The sequence below is a fragment of the bacterium SCSIO 12741 genome (assembly GCA_024398055.1).
Classification (GTDB): Bacteria; Bacteroidota; Bacteroidia; order Flavobacteriales_G; family Salibacteraceae; genus SCSIO-12741.
Window position 1 is genome coordinate 417,802 of sequence record CP073749.1, and the last position, 18,949, is coordinate 436,750.

General features: G+C 44.3%; 14 protein-coding genes. 2 read left to right on the forward strand and 12 right to left on the reverse strand.

Translation table 11 applies throughout. From position 1 onward, the window contains the following. Nucleotides 1–3: 3 nt before the first annotated feature. The 5 genes from KFE98_01870 to KFE98_01890 form a co-directional block, all read right to left on the reverse strand. Nucleotides 4–879: a T9SS type A sorting domain-containing protein gene (locus KFE98_01870; GenBank protein UTW62929.1), complete on the reverse strand. Its 876-nt coding sequence runs from the start codon at nucleotides 877–879 to the stop codon at nucleotides 4–6. 115 nt (nucleotides 880–994) lie between these two features. After that, nucleotides 995–2,638 carry a tetratricopeptide repeat protein gene (locus KFE98_01875; protein UTW62930.1) on the reverse strand — a complete coding sequence of 548 codons (1,644 nt, stop codon included), beginning with the start codon at nucleotides 2,636–2,638 and terminating at the stop codon, nucleotides 995–997. Between the two features lie 268 nt (nucleotides 2,639–2,906). After that, nucleotides 2,907–5,564, reverse strand: coding sequence for a T9SS type A sorting domain-containing protein (locus KFE98_01880; protein ID UTW62931.1), 2,658 nt, complete (start codon nucleotides 5,562–5,564; stop codon nucleotides 2,907–2,909). A gap of 138 nt (nucleotides 5,565–5,702) precedes the next feature. Then, nucleotides 5,703–7,136 (reverse strand): T9SS type A sorting domain-containing protein, encoded by a 1,434-nt coding sequence (locus tag KFE98_01885; GenBank protein ID UTW62932.1) that lies wholly within the window; start codon nucleotides 7,134–7,136, stop codon nucleotides 5,703–5,705. Nucleotides 7,137–7,263: 127 nt separating this feature from the next. Further along, nucleotides 7,264–8,697 carry a T9SS type A sorting domain-containing protein gene (locus KFE98_01890; protein ID UTW62933.1) on the reverse strand — a complete coding sequence of 478 codons (1,434 nt, stop codon included), beginning with the start codon at nucleotides 8,695–8,697 and terminating at the stop codon, nucleotides 7,264–7,266. A gap of 241 nt (nucleotides 8,698–8,938) precedes the next feature. Between KFE98_01890 and KFE98_01895 the strand changes: the two genes are divergently transcribed. Continuing rightward, complete coding sequence (locus KFE98_01895) at nucleotides 8,939–11,446, forward strand: T9SS type A sorting domain-containing protein (GenBank protein ID UTW62934.1); 2,508 nt, start codon at nucleotides 8,939–8,941, stop codon at nucleotides 11,444–11,446. 1 nt (nucleotide 11,447) lies between these two features. Next, nucleotides 11,448–11,876 (forward strand): hypothetical protein, encoded by a 429-nt coding sequence (locus KFE98_01900; GenBank protein ID UTW62935.1) that lies wholly within the window; start codon nucleotides 11,448–11,450, stop codon nucleotides 11,874–11,876. A 10-nt stretch (nucleotides 11,877–11,886) separates the two neighbouring features. On the opposite strand, the gene KFE98_01905 is transcribed toward KFE98_01900, so the two are convergent. From KFE98_01905 to KFE98_01935, 7 genes are all read right to left on the reverse strand, one after another. Continuing rightward, the gene (locus tag KFE98_01905; protein UTW62936.1) at nucleotides 11,887–12,675 is read right to left on the reverse strand and encodes a M48 family metallopeptidase; all 789 of its coding nucleotides are present in this window, start codon (nucleotides 12,673–12,675) and stop codon (nucleotides 11,887–11,889) included. A gap of 11 nt (nucleotides 12,676–12,686) precedes the next feature. Next, a complete protein-coding gene (locus KFE98_01910; GenBank protein UTW62937.1) occupies nucleotides 12,687–13,346 on the reverse strand; it encodes a ribulose-phosphate 3-epimerase in 660 nt (219 codons plus the stop codon). Nucleotides 13,347–13,627: 281 nt separating this feature from the next. Continuing rightward, nucleotides 13,628–15,763: a polyribonucleotide nucleotidyltransferase gene (gene pnp / locus KFE98_01915; protein ID UTW62938.1), complete on the reverse strand. Its 2,136-nt coding sequence runs from the start codon at nucleotides 15,761–15,763 to the stop codon at nucleotides 13,628–13,630. Nucleotides 15,764–15,861: 98 nt separating this feature from the next. Further along, nucleotides 15,862–16,131: a 30S ribosomal protein S15 gene (gene rpsO / locus KFE98_01920; GenBank protein UTW62939.1), complete on the reverse strand. Its 270-nt coding sequence runs from the start codon at nucleotides 16,129–16,131 to the stop codon at nucleotides 15,862–15,864. Nucleotides 16,132–16,208: 77 nt separating this feature from the next. Further along, nucleotides 16,209–17,054: an acetyl-CoA carboxylase carboxyltransferase subunit beta gene (locus tag KFE98_01925; protein UTW62940.1), complete on the reverse strand. Its 846-nt coding sequence runs from the start codon at nucleotides 17,052–17,054 to the stop codon at nucleotides 16,209–16,211. A gap of 36 nt (nucleotides 17,055–17,090) precedes the next feature. Next, complete coding sequence (locus tag KFE98_01930; protein UTW62941.1) at nucleotides 17,091–18,152, reverse strand: class I fructose-bisphosphate aldolase; 1,062 nt, start codon at nucleotides 18,150–18,152, stop codon at nucleotides 17,091–17,093. A 105-nt stretch (nucleotides 18,153–18,257) separates the two neighbouring features. Beyond that, nucleotides 18,258–18,923 (reverse strand): hypothetical protein, encoded by a 666-nt coding sequence (locus tag KFE98_01935; protein ID UTW62942.1) that lies wholly within the window; start codon nucleotides 18,921–18,923, stop codon nucleotides 18,258–18,260. Nucleotides 18,924–18,949 lie beyond the last annotated feature (26 nt).

Sequence of the window (18,949 nt, forward strand, 5' to 3'; positions counted from 1 at the left end):
AAATTAAAAAACTACAATGCGATGATATTCTAAGAGTTGGCCCTCTTGATGAACTTCAAGAAGGTAAATCCCAGCGGGAAAATCCGACAAATCCCAGTTTTCCTCAGTCCCAATTCGGGATTCCCGGATTTTCCTACCAGCTGGTGATCTAAGGGTAAGCTTTGTACCTACCTCAACCCCGGTATAACGAATAGTTAGCACATCACTAACCGGGTTGGGATAAACACTCACCTTAGCTTCTTCTACCACATTAATTCCCGTGACGTTGGGCGAAGAGCTTTTATCAAGCTCCCAATTCTTTGAAGGGTCATATAAATCGTCGTTCCACACGGTATTGGAACCTACGGCTGCCGCAACTTTCAGGGTTATCTTGTCTCCTCCCATCTCGGCATCAGTAATCAAATCTGTCCTTTTCATACCCAGGTATATATACCCTTCTGCAGCACTTACCCGTGCCGATAAATTGTTGGAGTGAAGGTTTCGGTAATTGGACCCGTTTACTCCGGCAGCATTGGATATCCCTATGGTTCCAATGTAGTTGGACGGAGCCGTTCCGGTTACCCAAAAAGTGAGTAGCTTGTGGTAAGGTGCTGTATTGGTTTGCCCCCAAAAGTTGAAGGTGGCTCCTCCGCCAGGAATATTGATCATGAGGTTTACTCCAAGCTGATTCAGATTTATTCCTGAGAGGTTATTCACGGCTATTCGAAACCAGAGGCTGTCGGATGCAGGCTCGTAGGAAACGGCCAATTCCGTACCGTCAAGGAGCATGGCATTACTCCCATCGCCAGATTGATCTGTTAGTAAGGTAGTGTAGGTTTGAGCGGAAAGTTGGGTGCCGATCAAAAAACAAATGGAAAAGAGATAAATAATGGTTTTCATAAGTAGATAATTAAATGAGACTTAGCCTGACAGACGAGGGGGTAGCCTGATCGTTGGCAAATCGGGTCTCTACATTATCTATACAAAACCGATAACTACCTATAAATCAATTTAGTCAAATTGAATGTATGACTTCTGAAAGCCCATCTTTGGAAGACAACCCCAGTTTTTTACGCAATCGGTAACGGGCCATATCCACACTTTGGGGGGCAATATTGAGCAAGGATGCCATCTGTTTGGAGGATAAATTCATGCGCAGAAATGCACAGAGTTTTAAATCCGTAGAAGACAATCCGGGATAAAGCTGGGTTAGTTTCTGAAAAAAGGATTGATGAACCGCTTCAAATCGCAGGTTGAATTCCTTCCACTCCTGCTCGTTCAATTGAGTACTCTTCAAATAGGTTCTCAGCTCGATCGCCTCCTCCCTACCTGGATTTCCTGTAGCCAGCTTTTCTTCCACCTGGCGAATGATCTTCTGTTTGCGCTCCAGTTCGAGGGTGTAGGTAAGCAGGTGCTTTTCTTTTTCTTCCAATTTCAAATGAAGTTGTTCCGCATCCGACTCCAGTTGCTCAATATGAGCGGACCTGGATTTTCTCTCGGCATCCCATAAAACTTCTTTCTGCTTACCCTTCAAGCGGCTTTTTCGATACAACACCATGTAGACCATAGCCAAAACCAGGATTACAAGGAGAGCGATGGCCAACCAAGTCAGTAGTTTTTGCCTTTTATTCAATTGCCTTTTCCAAAAGTTTTGGGTGGACGCCAAATCCCGCTGAGCTTCTTCGGTCACCTGCTTTTTCTCGAGGGCCTTAATATTGCTCATTTTTCGAAGGCTGTACAATGAATCCTCATAGATCTTAGCCTGTTCAGCATGAAAGAGAGCTGCTTTATGATTACCTGCTTGTTGCTCCAAATCTTTCCAAAGCCGGTGGGCATCTTTTTGCCCTTCTGTGAATTCGAGTTCGTCCGCATACTTCAAGGCCTTATCCGCAGCCCATCGCGCCGAATCTGGAAATCCTTGTATGAGGTAGCCCTTACTGGCATTAATCCAGCAGTGCACCTCCGCTTTCCTATCACCCGATTGTTGCGCACAGTAAAGCCCCCTACGCCCATAGAAAACCGCAGAATCCCCTTCACCCAAATCCGAAAAGACCAAGGCCTTGTTTTGGTAGCTCAATGCGAGGCAGGCTGAATCAGACAGGCTATCTGCCAAATGCAAAGCTTGGTTCAAATGCTCCAGGCTTTCCTGACTCCTTTGCTGCTTTTGATAGATTACTCCGAGGTTGATTAAATTCAGCATTTGAGCATACCGATCCTTGCGTTGCTTGCCAAGTTCAAGGGATTGGCGCTGGTATTTCTCTGCCCATTCCCATTCGCCTAAATCAATGTATAGGATGCCCAGACCGTTGCAAGCTCTAACGGTAAGGTGATCGTATTGATGAGTCTGAGAGAGTTTGAGTGATCGGAAATAGTAGAACAATGCTGAATCCAAATCTCCTGCAATCCAATACCAGGCGCCATTGGCCAGGTCGTTGTAGGCATGGTAAACCGAATCCGAAATAGCCACCACCGATCGATTCATGGAATCCAGGTAAAGTCGAGAGGAATCGGTCTGACTGTGTCTGTATTGGTTGTAGTGATCACTGTAATAGGTGTATACTTCGGTATCCGGGGTTTGCGCAGCGGAAAGCCAGGGCATCCCCAGAGATCCCAACAGGAACAGGAAGCGAGTAATCACCCGAAATATTGGTTTGGTCATTTACAAATTCTACTTATCCAATGATCGAAACAAGCTCTAAATTAAGTCGTTGGTCAAAAAAACGCCTTCAATCTACCAAGAGGCGGTTTGGTTTTATTGAGCGTAAGGGTGAGTTTGAAGAGTGTACCCAAGTACAAATCCATCTGTTGAAAGGCGGAAAACAAAAACTCCCAATCCGGTAAAACTTCTTTGACTGGAATGGGAGTTTTAAATGTCCTTCATTCTTTAGGTGTCCTCAAGGAACAGCCATCTGAATTCAAGTAAAAGGCTATTCTTTAATCAATTTGAATGAGCCGCTTTTGGTTTGAGATCGAACCCTTACCACATAGCTTCCTTGAGCAAGAGCTTCCACATGAATGGCATTAACAGAAGCCGTTAATCTACCGCTTAAAACCCGTTGCCCTGTTAGGGAGTAAACTTCGAATTCTGCCTCTTCCTCAAGTTCCACATGAACCAGAGTTGAGCTCGGATTTGGCCAAACAGTAAAACGGGCAAATTCGCTAGTAAGCTCAGCCACCGAAACCGGAGTAAATCCACTTTCAAAGCGAGCCAGGTAACCTCCCGTCTGTCCACCATGCCCAGTCACATTAGACTGAAGGTAACTGCTCGGATTCGGTTTCTTAAGCGGAATGGTATTGGATGGGTCCGGATTGATTCCTCCTGAAATAAACACCCGGTCCGTTCCCGAGTTATAGGAAATCAACTGCTTTTGCTCTCCAGCTCCGCCTCCATACCAACTGCTCCAGGCCAATCGATCAGTACGGCTGTAGGCTTGAATGTAAGAATCCTGAGAACCCTTTTGCCAGGCATTTCCGTTGGTGTCTTCCTGAAGCCAGAGTTCCTGATCATTGTCTGTTAAAACAAAGGTCGAACCTGTAGGAGGTGTTCCATAATTGGCTCGTGACTGAGGTTGATTGCAGGTAGTACTACCAGTTACATAGAGGCCTACGCCCGGAACAAATTCCAAATCCTCCACCGAAGAAAAGGAATTCGCATCGTTACAGCCCACGAAGGTGCGCCACTCAATTTGTTGGCGGTCTTTGAAACGGACAATCACTCCCTGACCTGGGTTGGATACGGTGGGCACCCATTGATAACCGTTGCTTGTGGTTGCCCCTGGGAAGGTAGAAGGGTCCTTGGTAGTTCCACCTAAATAAACCTGAGAAGAATCGTTTGGATCGATCGCCAAACTGGGATCGGTGATTTCTTCCCAGTCACTACCTAAAAAGGTAGACCACTGCATTTCATCCTGGTCATTTAAGGCGGCAATGAAGTAGTCGTGTCCCCAATTGCCTTTTCCATTGGCTTGGATGTAGGAGTTACCCGATTTGTCACATACGGGAAAGAGGTGGCGATGGAGGTTTAAATTGCTATGCGGCCACACACAACTTCCCGTTAAGCCATCCTTGGTCTTGGTATACCCGGCGATGTAATAATTCCCTTCGCCATCATGTTCTACCGCAGTAACTGCATCATCGTATCCACCACCAAAATAAGATCCATAGGAAAGGTTAAAATTATTGACATTGTACCGTCCAATAAACCCCTCGTCATCCGATTGCATGATCTGGTAATAGCTACTGTTGCTGGTTTGACGGGCAAGAGGAAACTTTCCTTGGGGTGTATTGGTTTTACCCACGATAATGACTTCGTTGTTTCCGGCATAATCCAGGTCATAGATTTCGTCGTTTTCTTCGCCGCCTATGTAGGTTTCTATTATTGGCTGGTCCAATTGGGCATTAAATCGAACCAGTACACCTGTATAATCGTTGCTATCCAAGGAAGGATTCTTTCCTAAATTTCTTAGAGAATCACTTTTAGTATGACCAGCTACCAAAATTTCACCATTCGGAAGAACCTCACCACATGTAAACCGGTCTTCCAACCTCCCACCATAATAATTACCATAAAATTTCTCCCCTAAATCGGTAAATGATCCTATAAAGGCATCTTGATTTCCTTGAAACCTCTGGGGGGTATTTAAAAAAATTGGAAACGCTGAACTTCCTGTATGTCCTACCATATAGGTGAATCCTTGATTGCTTTGAAACAGGCCAAGCGGTTCATCATTTAGACTAGTACTCACATAGGTACTCCACTCCAACCCATCTGGATTACCAGATATGGAAGGAGTGCTCAGAGGTATAGGTGGCCCAGCTTGAATCACCAACATTTTAGCTGGATCGAAAGCTCCAATTGTTATACCTACCGTATGATCAGGAAATTGGGTATACCCGGGTTGCCAGTTTAGAGAAAGGACCTGACCATTAGCGTCCACTTGGTAGGCGATGGCCTGCTCCAGGGCAATTTGTAATTGATTTTGAAAAAGAGTGATCTGCTGAGGTGTTACATTCATTAAATCATACCCCTCAAATTTGACCCGAATATCGGCCGGATCTCCACCCGGATGAATTACCCAATAGAGTTTATAGCCTCCCGCATTGCTGTAGATATGTTCGTCAATTTGAGGGTATATGTCTGGATAGACCACCCGGTTAAAGGACCTAACACCCGTTACTCCTTGGGGACATTGCGGTAACCAGAAATTATCCTCTCCCGGTAGAGAATCCCATCCTACCGGACTGGAAAAAACCTGAGAGGTTATCTCATCGTTGTTTACATGAAACATATCCAATCGCCTTAGGCTATCTGGAGCCAAGGAATCAAGGGCCGGAACAAGATGAACCCAGGAAATTCGGGTACTATCCAATAAATAAAGATCCAACGGAGTTCCCGTACAAGCAAACTTCACTCGAGGAACTGAGTCAAAATTGGGATCACATACCTGCCCAAGGTTTTCTCGGAAATACAAACGATCAGAAGGTGGTTCCCCTTTCCCATCCGGAAGTTGATAGGTTTGAGAATAAATAGAAAAAGTAAGGATACATCCGAGTAAGGACAATCCCAGGGGTTTGAAATAACACATTACTGTCAAGTTTAAGGGACCTGAGCCGGTAAAATAAGCTGTGTAATAACCGGAATGCACAGGCCGGTTTATAATTCAATGGTCAAGCAACAGTTCCAGAATTCCTTCCTAGGATTTTAGTCTTGTTCACTGCTACAATCAGTATTTAATAAGCAAACCCGAATGACCATTTCGGGCCGGCAAATCTTTTGGGTCAACTCCAATAAGGTAATACGCTCCGGAAGAAAGATCGCTAAGATCCATGCTCTGACCTCCCGGATGAATGCTTCGTTGCAAAAGGACCCGACCACTTAAATCCACTACCCTGATATCCATCCATTCCTCGCTCCGGATGGTCACCAAACCTGAAGTTGGATTCGGGAAGAATGTAAATGTTTCTTGTTCTCTTTCGAGCTCTGAAACTCCTACATCATAAACCCCCACCTTTTGAATATTGGCTTTATCTGGGTGGCAGATGGTGGTTTCCAAATCTCCTGTCCATTTGGCTTGATAGGCGATAGATGAATTCCCGGAAATGTGTTGAAATCCTCCTGTGATGTACATCGTATCATGGTAGAAGATCCCGTCATCTATGCTATTATCCATGGAATCCGATGAAAATTGGCACCATCGTTCACCATCCCAACGTGCCACATTACTCTTGCATGGCTCACCATCAACCGATGTAAAATGCCCAAAGACATACAAATAACCATTGTGAACTTCTAAGTCATACACCGCATAATCAAAGCCTTCACCCAATTCGTAGAAATGTTTTCCATCGTATTTAACAATGCAATTGGCAATCCCACCATATTTTTTCTGAAATCCGCCTCCGATGTAAAGCTCCCCTTTATAGACTTTCATGGTTAGTACATCACCTAACAAACCCAGAACCTGCCAACCATTTACCGCCTGCCATTCATCCCCTTCAAGCACTTGCAAATTTCGATCGTACACCGTTTCGCGAAACAATCCTCCAACATAAAGTTTGTCTTTATACTCCGCAAAGGTTTCCACTCCGACCGCAAAGTAGTTTCTAGATCGAATCAAAGGCATGGGCTTAAATTGGAATCCGTCCCATAAAACCATGCCCGGGGCAAGCATGTCGTTAATACTGTCAAATATTCCACCAATTAGCAGATCCCCTTTGTAGTTTTTCAGAGTTCTTATACTCGTATTCCATCCGGTATCGTCTATATGTTGGGAAGTAGGCCAGAATGTATCATTCTCAAGAACGGAAAGAAAATTTAATGGATTATTGGTATCTCCGAGGTACTTATAATTTCCACCTACATACAATTCATTATCAACTCTGACTAAGGAGGAGGTGGAATTACCGTGCGGAGTGTTACTTCTGGAGCTATCGAGCATTTCAAAATTCCCTATAGAATCCCATCTAAAAAGTGCCCCCCAATTTCCGCTCACCAAGTACTCTCCAGTATGATAAAGATGATCTGTAACGGTATCATGGTAGTAACTACCCACGGCCCCTAACTTCATTTTTGGCGATAGCGCCTCCCAATGCTGGGCCTGAACTGATCCCACGCTCAATACGGAAAGGATAAAGGATATGTACAGTTTAAGGCTCATGATGTTTTAGTTTTACTCATTCAGGTAAAACCTTGGGTGAAGATACATAGTACCATTTAAAATTTCAATCCAATAGGCACTCAACCTTCTTAACGCATTATAATTCAACGCCATATTCAAATTAGCATCAGTATTTAATAAGCAAACCCGAATGACCATTTCGGGCAGGCAATTCTTTTGGGTCAATACTAATCAGGTAATACGCTCCGGAAGAAAGATTACTAAGATCCATGCTCTGACCTCCCGGATGAATACTTTGCCGCAAAAGCACCCGACCACTTAAATCCACTACCCCGATATCCATCCATTTCTCGCTCTGGATGGTCACCAAACCTGACGTTGGGTTCGGGTAGAATGAAAATGTTTCTTGTTCTCCTTCGAGCTCTGAGACTCCTACATCATAAACACCCACCTTTTGGATATTGGCTTTATCTGGGTGGCAGATGGTGGTTTCCAAATCTCCTGTCCATTTGGCCGTATTCACTATGCTCTTATCATTCGAAATTGAATCAAACCTACCTGTCACATACAAGGAATCGTGGTAAAAAATACCATCTGAAATTCCACGATACGTTTCTATAGAATCCGAAGAAAAGCGACACCATCGCTCTCCATCCCATCTGGCTACCTTACTGGGACATGGCAGGCCATCAACTTCTTCAAATAGTCCAAACACATAGAGGTAGTCATTGTATACCTCAAAATCATACACATAAAAATCAAAACCCTCACCTAACTCGTAAAAGTGCTCTCCGTCGTATTTCACAATGTAATTGGCAATTCCTCCATGTTGTTTGCTAAAAGTACCGCCAATATAAAGCTCCCCTTTATAGACCTTCATGGTAAAAACTTCTCCAAATAGACCCAAAACTTGCCAGCCGTTTACTTTTTGCCACCGGTCATTAGCCAAAACCTGCAAATTCCTTTCTTGCTTGGATTTACTAAACAATCCCCCGACATACAGGTTGTCCTTATACTCGGCAAAGACATGAACATCCACCGCCAAGTAGTTTCTGGATTGAATTACCGGCATCGTTCTAAATTCTACCCCATCCCACAGAACCATTCCCGGAGCAAATAAGCCATTAATTGAATCAAAGGCCCCACCTATAAGTAAATTCCCCTTATAACTATACAATGTATTGATGCTCGGATTCCAAGTATCCAATCGTACCGAAGTTGGATAAAAGGAGTCATTATCGAGAATGGATAAGCAATTAATCGGGTTATTGGTGTCACCCATGTATTTGTAGACTCCCCCAACAAACAATTCATTGTTGTGCCGGAGGACCGATTTGGAGTAGTTACTATGTGGAGTTTGACTTACAGTACTGTCCAGTTTTTCAAAATTGCCCAGGGAATCCCAGCGAAAGAGTCCACCAGGTGAACCGTTGACCAAGTATTGACCAGTATGATAAAGGTGATCGGTTACGGTATCGTGGTAAAAGCTTCCCACAAACTGCGACTCTAATCTTGGTGAAAGTGCTTCCCAATGCTGGGCTTGTACTGAACCCAAGCTCAATATGGAAAGGATAAAGGATATGTACAGTTTAAGGGGCATGTTGTTTAGGTTTTACTTATTCAGAATAACCTCGGGTGAAGATACATAGTATCGCAGAAATTAAATCTCCACATGAATCTGCTCGCCTTACCCTTAAACGAAATCCATTTTTTAAGGTTGGTTTGCTGGAAAAGTAGAGCATATGACCCATCCCTGAATTAGGGGATATCCCTAAGCTTCATTCAAAAATGTAGCCCTATATTCGAGGCATTCGTGTTTTATATCTAATCTGCATTTAATCATGAGAAGTTTTGTGCTTACTCTATCAGCCATCATTCTGGTTGCCAGCTCTTTTGGTCAATCGGTGGAGGAGCTAATGAGCCAGGGGAAAAAATTTGAGGAGATCTCCAGGATCATGGAAACTCGTTTTGAAGGCCGCTCGGTCATCAAAGGCACCCCCAATTATTCGCGGGCTTACAAACAATTTAAGCGTTGGCAATTTTTCTGGAAACATCGATTAACGTCAAATGGGGACTTTGCTTCGAGTTCACTCATCTACACGGCTTGGGAACAAGCTGAGTATCTTGCCCGAAACAAAACCGATAATGCGGCTAATTGGAGCTACGTGGGGCCAAAAAAAATGGTTACCTCATCGGTGGAATATTATCCTGGATTAGGTCGAATTAACGCAATTGCCATCCATCCGGTTAATCACCAAATCCTACTCGCTGGTGGTGCGAGCAGTGGCATTTGGAAATCGACGGATAATGGAAAAACCTGGACATCAAAAACGGAACATCTACCCAGTATTGGCATCAGCGATATTGTTTTCGATCCCAATGACCACAACATCATATACGCGGCCACAGGAGATGCCGATGGAAACAGGGCTGTTTACTCCACTGGAATTTACAAATCGACAGATGGTGGGGAAACCTGGAGTATTGTTGGATTACCCCGGGATTTAAGCGATAAGCTTTTCATTCGGCGCTTGGCTATGCCCGAAAGTCCGGCCAACACGATCCTGGCGACCACCAGCTCAGGCATTCAACGGTCCACGGATGGTGGAAGTAACTGGACGGTCGTTGATTCCAAAAAGGGAGGTTCTGCTTTGGTCAAAAAACCTGGAAGCTCTACCACCTTTTACGTGGGAACTCGAGGCGGAGAAATTCTAAAATCAACGGATGGTGGAAGCAACTGGACGGATATTTCTCCGCAAGGAACTTCTTTATTTGCCCGAGTAGAATTGGCTGTAAGTGATCTGGATTCAAATTTCCTTTTTGCTATCGACATGCAAGGAACTACCCTAAAGTCCAATGATGCTGGTGCCACTTGGACTACCGCTACCCGAATAAGAAATTACGATTCTCAACAAGGCTACAATATGACCTTGGCCGTTTCGCCATTGGATACCAATCTCATCCTCATTGGAGGTATAGAAGGCTGGCGTTCGTCTGATGGAGGAACTTCCTGGGAGAAATACCTGGATGGTTACTGGGAACAGGGTGAACCCTATTTTTATGTGCACTCTGACCACCATGATGCAGCCTTTAAGCCGGGAACAAATATTCTTTATGATGCCAATGACGGTGGCCTTTTTTATGGTGATCTGTCCAAGGACTCTTCTTTTACGGACATTACCGAAGGACTGTACACTACTCAGTACTATGGCATCGGTGTTTTGCGATCGGATGCGAGTAAAATTATTGGGGGCGCTCAGGATAATGACGGTGTCTTTATGTCTGGCAATAGCGCTATTGGATTGATCCCGGGAAGCGACGGTTTCGATGGACTAATCAACTACTCCAACCCAGATATTGGCTTAATCTCGATAACAGGTGGTGCCATTCACAAAACGGAGGATGCCTGGGCTACTTCGAATGAGGTAACTCCCAACAACTTTGGCTCTGCCTGGGAAGTTCCTATGGCGATGCACCCGACTAATCCTGCCATTGTTTTTGTGGGAGGTAATCACTTAATGAAAAGCACGGATAACGGCGATAACTGGACGTCTATTTTGCAGCTGGCGGGTAACTTCAGCTCGCTGGCTGAAATGGATATTGCCCCATCCAATGGCGATGTAATTGTGGTGGCAGATAGCGATGGCGAAATACAACGAACTACCAATGGTGGACAAAACTGGACGAAGCTCTCTTCACCGGCCCCTCAAAACCATCGGATTTCAGGGATTTCTATTCACGGGACTAATCCAGACATCTTTTATGTTTCTATTTCCGGGTTTTCGGCCGGCGAGAAGGTTTATCGTACGACGGATGGAGGACAAACGTTCAGTAATATCTCTCATGATCTACCCAACATCGCGGTGCATCACATTGCTTATGCGACAGGAACCAACGACGATATTTATGTCGCTACGGACCTGGGTGTATACCTGAATACAAACGGTTCTTCCAATTGGGTTCCTTTTCAGGCAAACTTACCCTATACTCAAGTCTATGAATTGGAAATCAACTATGCGAGTCAAACGCTATTTGCAGCCACCTACGGTCGCGGAGTTTGGAAATCTCCTTTAGAAAACCACTCTACTCTCGGATTGGATCATACGGATCAAGGAGATAATGGGTTCCAGGTTTATCCGACAGTGAATCAAGGGTCTTTCCATATTAAACAGGATCAAGAATCTGAATTTGAGGTAGTGGTTTACAACTTGATTGGTGGTGTACTTCATCACAGCACCCTAAGAGGAATGGAAAATCAGGTGAACCTTGGAAATCCTCCCTCAGGTATTTATCTGGTTGGATTAAAACAAGGGGGCAAAATCACGACCCATAGATTGGTTATTGAGTAGGATGAAAAAGCTTCTAATTCCATTAATCGTTGTTCTGATCTGGGGCTGTAATAGCTCTCAAATCACACAGGCGTCCAAACAAAACATACGCCCTGGAGTCCCTTCTGCTCCGGCCTATCGTCAATACTCCATCGAAATACTACGCAAAAGCGCACAGCTCGCTCAAATAGATAGTGTGATTGTGAGAGACGGGCAAACCTGCTATAATGTGGGTTTTTCTCTGGTCAAATCGGGTAGCTCCATGCAACTCCAGAAAATGGATTCCGAAGGGACCTATTTAATCGAGGCATCTATGCGAAAAGAGCAGATTGCCTCAGAAAGAAGTTGCGACTCGTCAGAGGAAAAGGTCATTCTCTACCTCACCGAAAACGGCAAGGCTAAAACATTCGAAGTGGATTCCTTTAAAATAGAGGATATAAACAGGCGCTAACCTTCAGTAATTAGGGCTTGTAGTATTTCATGGCCTCAGGCATCAAAGCCTTGAGATCAGAAACACGGGTGTCGTGTGAAGGGTGAGTCGACATAAACTCCATAGGCTGTCCACCGCCAGCCATCGCATCCATACGTTGCCAGAATTCAACGGCCTGATTGGGATCATAACCCGCCATAGCCATCAAGATCAATCCTATGTGATCGGCTTCAGATTCATTGTTACGAGAAAACTTAAGCATACCTACTTGGGTTCCCATTCCTACCGATTGCATGAAGATCTGCTTGGTCATCGTTGGGTTCTCGCCCATGGCGGCAGACAAACTTCCGATACCCATATTGGCAACCATAGCCTGGCTCATTCTTTCGTTTCCGTGATTCGCCAAGGCGTGGGCCACTTCGTGCCCCATAACAACTGCCACTCCAGTTTCATCTTTACAAACGGGTAGAATTCCAGTGTAAAAAGCCACCTTTCCACCGGGCATACACCAGGCATTTACCTGCTCGGATTCAATTAGATTAAACTCCCAGGCATAGCCATCGAGTTTCGAAGAAATTCCGTGATCGGCGTAGTACTTTTCGGCAGCTTGTTGGATACGAGTTCCTACTCTTTTAATCATTTGAACCTGCTCCGAATTGTTGGACAGCTGACTCTCAGCCAACACTTCTTTGTACTGGCCAAAACTCATGGGCAGAAGTTCACTGTTGTTAACCAATTTGAGCTGCTTACGTCCCGTAATGGGCACAGAATTACAAGCAACAAAGGTGATGGCAAATACAATCCAAAAAAGCTTTCTCATGACATTCAATTTTAGGCGACGCAATTTCTTAAATCTGTGATGGTCTGTTCAGGATTCTCCGATCGAAAGACAAAACTTCCGGCAACCAGCACGTCGGCACCGTGTTCTACAAGTTTTCCAGCATTTCCACTGTTTACCCCACCATCAATTTCAATCTTGGCTGAAGCGTTCTTTTGCTCAATCAAATTCTTAAGATCGGTGATTTTGGAGTAGGTATTTTCGATGAATTTTTGCCCCCCAAATCCCGGGTTAACTGACATCAACAAAACCAAGTCCAGGTCACCAATGATGTCGTTAAGCAGATGAACCGGGGTATGTGGATTTAGAGAAACGCCAGCTTGCATTCCGGCATCTTTGATAGCCGCTACGGTGCGATGCAAATGCGTACAAGCTTCATAGTGTACGGTGAGGTTGTGAGTTCCGGCTTGGCGAAAATCTTCAATGTAGCGATCTGGGTCAACGATCATCAAATGCGTATCGATGTACTTGTCGGTGTAGCTGGCCATTTTCTTGATAATAGAAGGACCATAAGAAATGTTGGGTACGAAAACTCCATCCATCACATCCATGTGAAGCCACTCGGCTTCGGAGCGTTGAATCATTTCTACATCGCGTTGTAAATTCCCAAAATCAGCCGCCAATAGTGACGGAGCAATCACCGGTTTATTCATGCTTCAAAAGTAAAATTTGTTAGGTAAAAAAGGGGCTGGATAATAATTATTCAATAGCCAACAAGTGCTCAATTCTTTCGGATATGTTATCCGATAGCTAAAGATGCGGATTGCTCCCTTCGTTCATGAGGTCGCAAACTCAGTATGTAATCTGCTATGACTTCTCGGATTACAAATCCGAGGCTCAGACATCCGGATTGCAAATCCGGATGAGTATGGGTAATAAAAAAGCCCTTCGGAATTCGAAGGGCTTTTCTTTATATCAATCAACCAGTTCTTGCTTAATCTTGCTGAGCCGGTTTTGGAATCAATACTTTGCGAGAAAGCTTCATTTTACCTGACTTCTCATCGATGCCGATAATTTTCACTTCCACTTCGTCACCTTCTTTCAGGTATTCGTTCACATCTTTAACCCGCTTGTGGTCAATTTCAGAGATGTGCAACAAACCGTCTTTACCTGGCAACACTTCAACAAATGCTCCGTAAGCCTGGATCGACTTCACTTTACCTTGGTAAGTTTCACCTACTTCTGGTACAGCTACGATCATTTTGATACGCATCAATGCCTGATCCATATCTTCAGCGCCAACAGCAGCAATCTGAACGATTCCTTTACCGTCTACCTCTTCAATAGCGATAGTGGTATTGGTTTCGGCTTGGATTTCCTGAATCACTTTTCCACCAGGGCCAATCACAGCACCAATCAAATCTTTTGGAATAGTCATTTCCTCGATTCTTGGAGCGTGTGGTTTGTAATCTGGGTTGTGAACTTCAAGGGTTTTGTTCATCTCATTGAGAATGTGCAAACGACCGTTTTTGGACTGAGCCAAGGCGTTTTTCATAATCTCGTAAGTCAAACCACCTACTTTGATATCCATTTGACAAGCTGTCAAACCGTCTTTGGTACCTGCCACTTTAAAGTCCATATCTCCCAAGTGATCTTCATCACCCAAGATGTCAGACAATACAGCGTAGTTACCTGATTTATCCAAAATCAATCCCATGGCGATACCAGAAACTCCCTTAGGAATTTTGATACCAGCATCCATCAAGGCCAAAGAACCGGCACAAACAGTAGCCATCGAACTGGAACCATTAGACTCCAGGATATCAGATACAACACGTACTGTGTATGGGTTATCTGCTCCGTCTGGAATCATTGGCTTCAATGCACGGTAAGCCAAGTTACCATGACCTACTTCACGACGAGATACACCGCGAATCATTCTGGCTTCTCCTACTGAGAATGGAGGGAAGTTGTAGTGCAACATAAACTTCTCAGAACCTTGGTGCATAACACCGTCGATGTCTTGCTGATCCGTTTTGCTACCCAAAGTAACGGTAGTCAAAGACTGAGTTTCTCCACGGGTAAATACTGCAGAACCGTGTGTATAAGGCAAGTAATCAACTTCTGACCAAATGGCACGAATATCTTCAGTTCCACGACCATCCAAACGAACGCGATCATTCAAGATCATGTTACGCATGGCTTCTTTTTCTACATCGTGGTAGTATTCATTTACCAAGCCGCCCCATTCGTCCAATACTTCTTCGCTAAGAGTTTCTTTGAACTCTTCACGGATCGCAGCAAAACCTTCGCCACGTTCTTTTTTAGAAGTACCTTTTTTGGCTAACTCATATACTTTATCGTAACAAGCAGCGTGTACTTGCTGACGAAGTTCTTCGTTGTGAGTTTCGTGTGAATATTCACGCTTCTCTTTAGGAGCGCCAAACATTTCGGCCAATTTCAATTGCGCCTCACACTGAATCTTAATGGCATCATGAGCTTTTTCGATCGCTTCGAGCATTTCCTCTTCAGAGATTTCTTTCATCTCACCTTCCACCATTACGATGCTATCCTTGGTAGCAGCAACCATGATATCGATATCGGTTCCTTCGCTTTCCAAAGCATCTTTAGTCGGGTTGATCACAAACTGTCCATCGATCCGAGCAACGCGTACTTCGGAGATAGGCTCCTGAAAAGGAATGTCTGAAACAGCAATAGCTGCAGAGGCACCTAAACAGGCCAATGAGTCTGGCATGGTTTGGCCATCTGTTGAAATCAGATAAACCAACACCTGAGTTTCCGCATGGAAATCTTCAGGGAACATAGGTCTAAGAGCACGGTCAATCAAACGAGAGGTCAATACTTCAACGTCAGAAGGACGAGCTTCTCTTTTGATAAATCCACCAGGGAATCGTCCTCCGGCTGCAAATTTTTCACGGTAATCTACCGTAAGAGGCATAAAGTTTACCCCTTCTCTGGCTTCCGTTGCGGCAACTGCCGTAGCCAGTAACATTGTTCCACCACATTTCACAACTACGGATCCGTTTGCCTGCTTGGCCAACTTTCCCGTTTCGAGGGTAATCTCCTGCCCGTCGACTTCAAATGTGTGGGTTGTTCCTATTTTATTCATCTATTTTAATTTATTCTCTTGTTTAGTGGGAAACGAAAGGTCAATATACCAAAAAAGGCAATTTTTCAATTGCCTTTTCTGTTTCGTATAGCGTACGATTATTTTCTTAATCCCAGGTCTTTGATCACCTTACGATATCTTTCAATATCTCGGTGCTTCAGGTAGTCTAACAGACTTCTCCGCTTTCCTACCATCTTAATCAGCGAGCGCTGAGTATTAAAGTCTTTTCGGTTCTTTTTTAGGTGCTCGGTCAAGTGAGCAATTTTAAAGGTAAATTGGGCAATTTGTGCCTCGGCATTACCCGTGTTGGTTTCTGAACCTCCAAACTGCTTGTAAAACTCTTTTTTCTTCTCTGCTGTTAAATACATATCTATCAACAAATTATCCGTCTCAAAATTAAGGGTGCAAATGTAGCCATTTATTTTGAGTCTGTCGGAAAATAATTTTAATTTTTAAATAGACGAATCATTTGAGCCAGATTCGTCTTTAAATCTTTTCTTTCTACAATGTAATCTAAGAACCCGTGTTCCACCAGAAACTCAGAGGTTTGAAATCCTTCAGGAAGTTCTTTTCCAATGGTTTCTTTAACGACACGAGGTCCTGCAAAACCGATCAATGCGCCAGGTTCTGCAATGTTGATATCACCCAACATAGCGTAAGATGCGGTTACACCTCCGGTAGTAGGATCAGTCAACAAGGAAATATAAGGAAGACCTGCTTTAGCCAACAAGGTCAATTTTGCCGAAGTTTTCGCCATTTGCATCAGCGAGAAGGCAGCCTCCATCATCCGAGCTCCACCTGATTTAGAAATCATAATGAAGGGAAGATTGTGCTCAATGCAGTAATCAACAGCCCGGGCAATTTTCTCACCCACAACTGAACCCATGGAACCTCCAATAAAATTGAAGTCCATACAGCCGATTACCACTTCATGGCCTTTCAGCTTACCCGTAGCCGTACGAATAGCGTCTACCAATCCTGTTTTCTTCTTGGACGAATTCAAACGGTCCGTGTATTTCTTAGTATCCTCAAACTCCAGGGGATCGCCTGAAGAAAGGTTACGATTCAATTCATCGAACTTATTCTCGTCAAACAGGATACGGAAATATTCAATGGATCCAATACGTTCGTGATACCCACAGCTTTCACATACCCACACATTGGTGGCGTGATCTTCTGATGGGGTTACATGCTTACACTGACGACATTTGTACCAAAGTCCTTCAGGAGTTTCCTTTTTGTCTTTGGTTGGGGTGTTCACCCCTTGCTTCATCCTTTTAAACCAACTCATACGCGTCCTTCATTAACCGGATAAAATTAAAGAAAATCAAGCGAGCGTTACCTGAGACTCCAAGTATACGTCTTGAACCGCTTGAATTAGATTAACTCCTTCTGCGACCGGTTTTTGGAAGGCTTTACGTCCCATGATCAATCCTTGACCACCAGCACGTTTGTTTACTACAGCTGTCATTACGGCTTCTTGCAAGTCAGAGTCTCCTGCAGAAGCACCACCTGAGTTGATCAATCCGATTTTACCCATGTAGCAGTTTGCCACTTGGTAGCGTACCAAGTCAATGGGGTGATCAGAGGACAATTCGCTGTATACTTTATCGTGGGTCTTACCAAAGCCAACAGCGTTGAATCCGCCGTTGTTGGTAGCCATCTTTTGCTTAATGATATCGGCTTGGATAGTTACACCGATGTGGTTTGCTTGTCCAGTCAAGTCAGCTGCAGTGTGGTAGTCTACACCGTCTTTCTTGAATCCGGAGTTACGCAAGTAGCACCATAGAATGGTAGCCATTCCCAATTCGTGAGCACGCTCAAATGCCTCAGCAATTTCCACAATTTGGCGCTCGGCCTGATCAGATCCAAAGTAGATAGTTGCACCAACAGCGGTAGCACCCATGTTCCAGGCATCCTCAACGGAACCGAAAGAAATCTGATTAAAGGTATTGGGATAAGTCATCAATTCATTGTGATTAATCTTTACAATGAAAGGAATCTTGTGGGCATATTTACGAGAGCATTTAGCCAAAACACCAAACGTGGAAGCAACTCCGTTACATCCAGCTTCGATAGCCAGCTCAACGATATTATCGGGGTTAAAATAACGAGGGTTTGGAGCAAAAGAAGCCGCAGCCGAGTGCTCAATTCCCTGGTCAACCGGAAGGATAGACAAGTATCCAGAACCACCTAAGCGTCCATGATTGTACAATCTGGCCAGGCTGTTCAATACCTGGTTGCTTCGGTTTGACTGAATGAATTCACCGGAAACAAAATCCGGGTTGGGTTGAGCGATGTCCTCTTTGGCAATCGTCTGGCTTGTGTGGTCGAGTAAGTAACTCGCTTTATCTCCTAATAATTCTTGTATCCGGGCATATGTGCTCATAGGAACAATTTTTAATCCGATTTAAGCCGGCAAATGTAAATATTATTGGCCGTTGATTAGGCCTTTTGTTGAAAAACGTTGATGGAGGTAATGGGAACCGTCGAATTACAAAAAGCGACGGATTCTAAGATGCTGGATATGAATGCTGGCCGCAGCATAAAGGTCGGCACCACAGGCACTGGCCAGGAATTGAATTTGATCGCCGGTTTCTTTCGGTTCTTCGATTATGAAATAAACCCCGGGATAGCTTTGGTCCTTTTCATCCAAATCGGTTTCGATAACGATGGTATCATTTTCGACGATCGCCTTGGCCTTAACGGGAGTATTGGTTTTGGTAAAACTGATGGTAATTCGTTTACCTCCCAGATCTAAATAACCGTGGGCGTAGCCCATCGCATTTTGATCATAGTTCACCAGATCAATTTCAATTTCTACCCGCTTGCTCCAGAACCCTGAACGAAATTCACTGGGAATAGTAATCGGACGCTTCAATCGTTTACGCACGCAACCCGTGCCTTGGGAGGAGGATAAATGCAAATTGCCATTTCCTACTGCCGAAGTGGGTACCAGGCTATCATTCACGCTAAGCTCCCAATCGCTGTTGGAAGTAAATTGTTCAGCGAACACCCAGTACTGAGTCGTATCTACGGGAGTTTCTTCTTCAACAATTTCAAACTCTTCTTCCTTTTTACAGGCCTCAAACGAAAGTACCATCACCCCCAAAAGGGCGATCCAAAGGATACGAGATGATTTGTAAGAAGCGAGCGACATGACTGGGCAAAAGTACGTAATTCAGA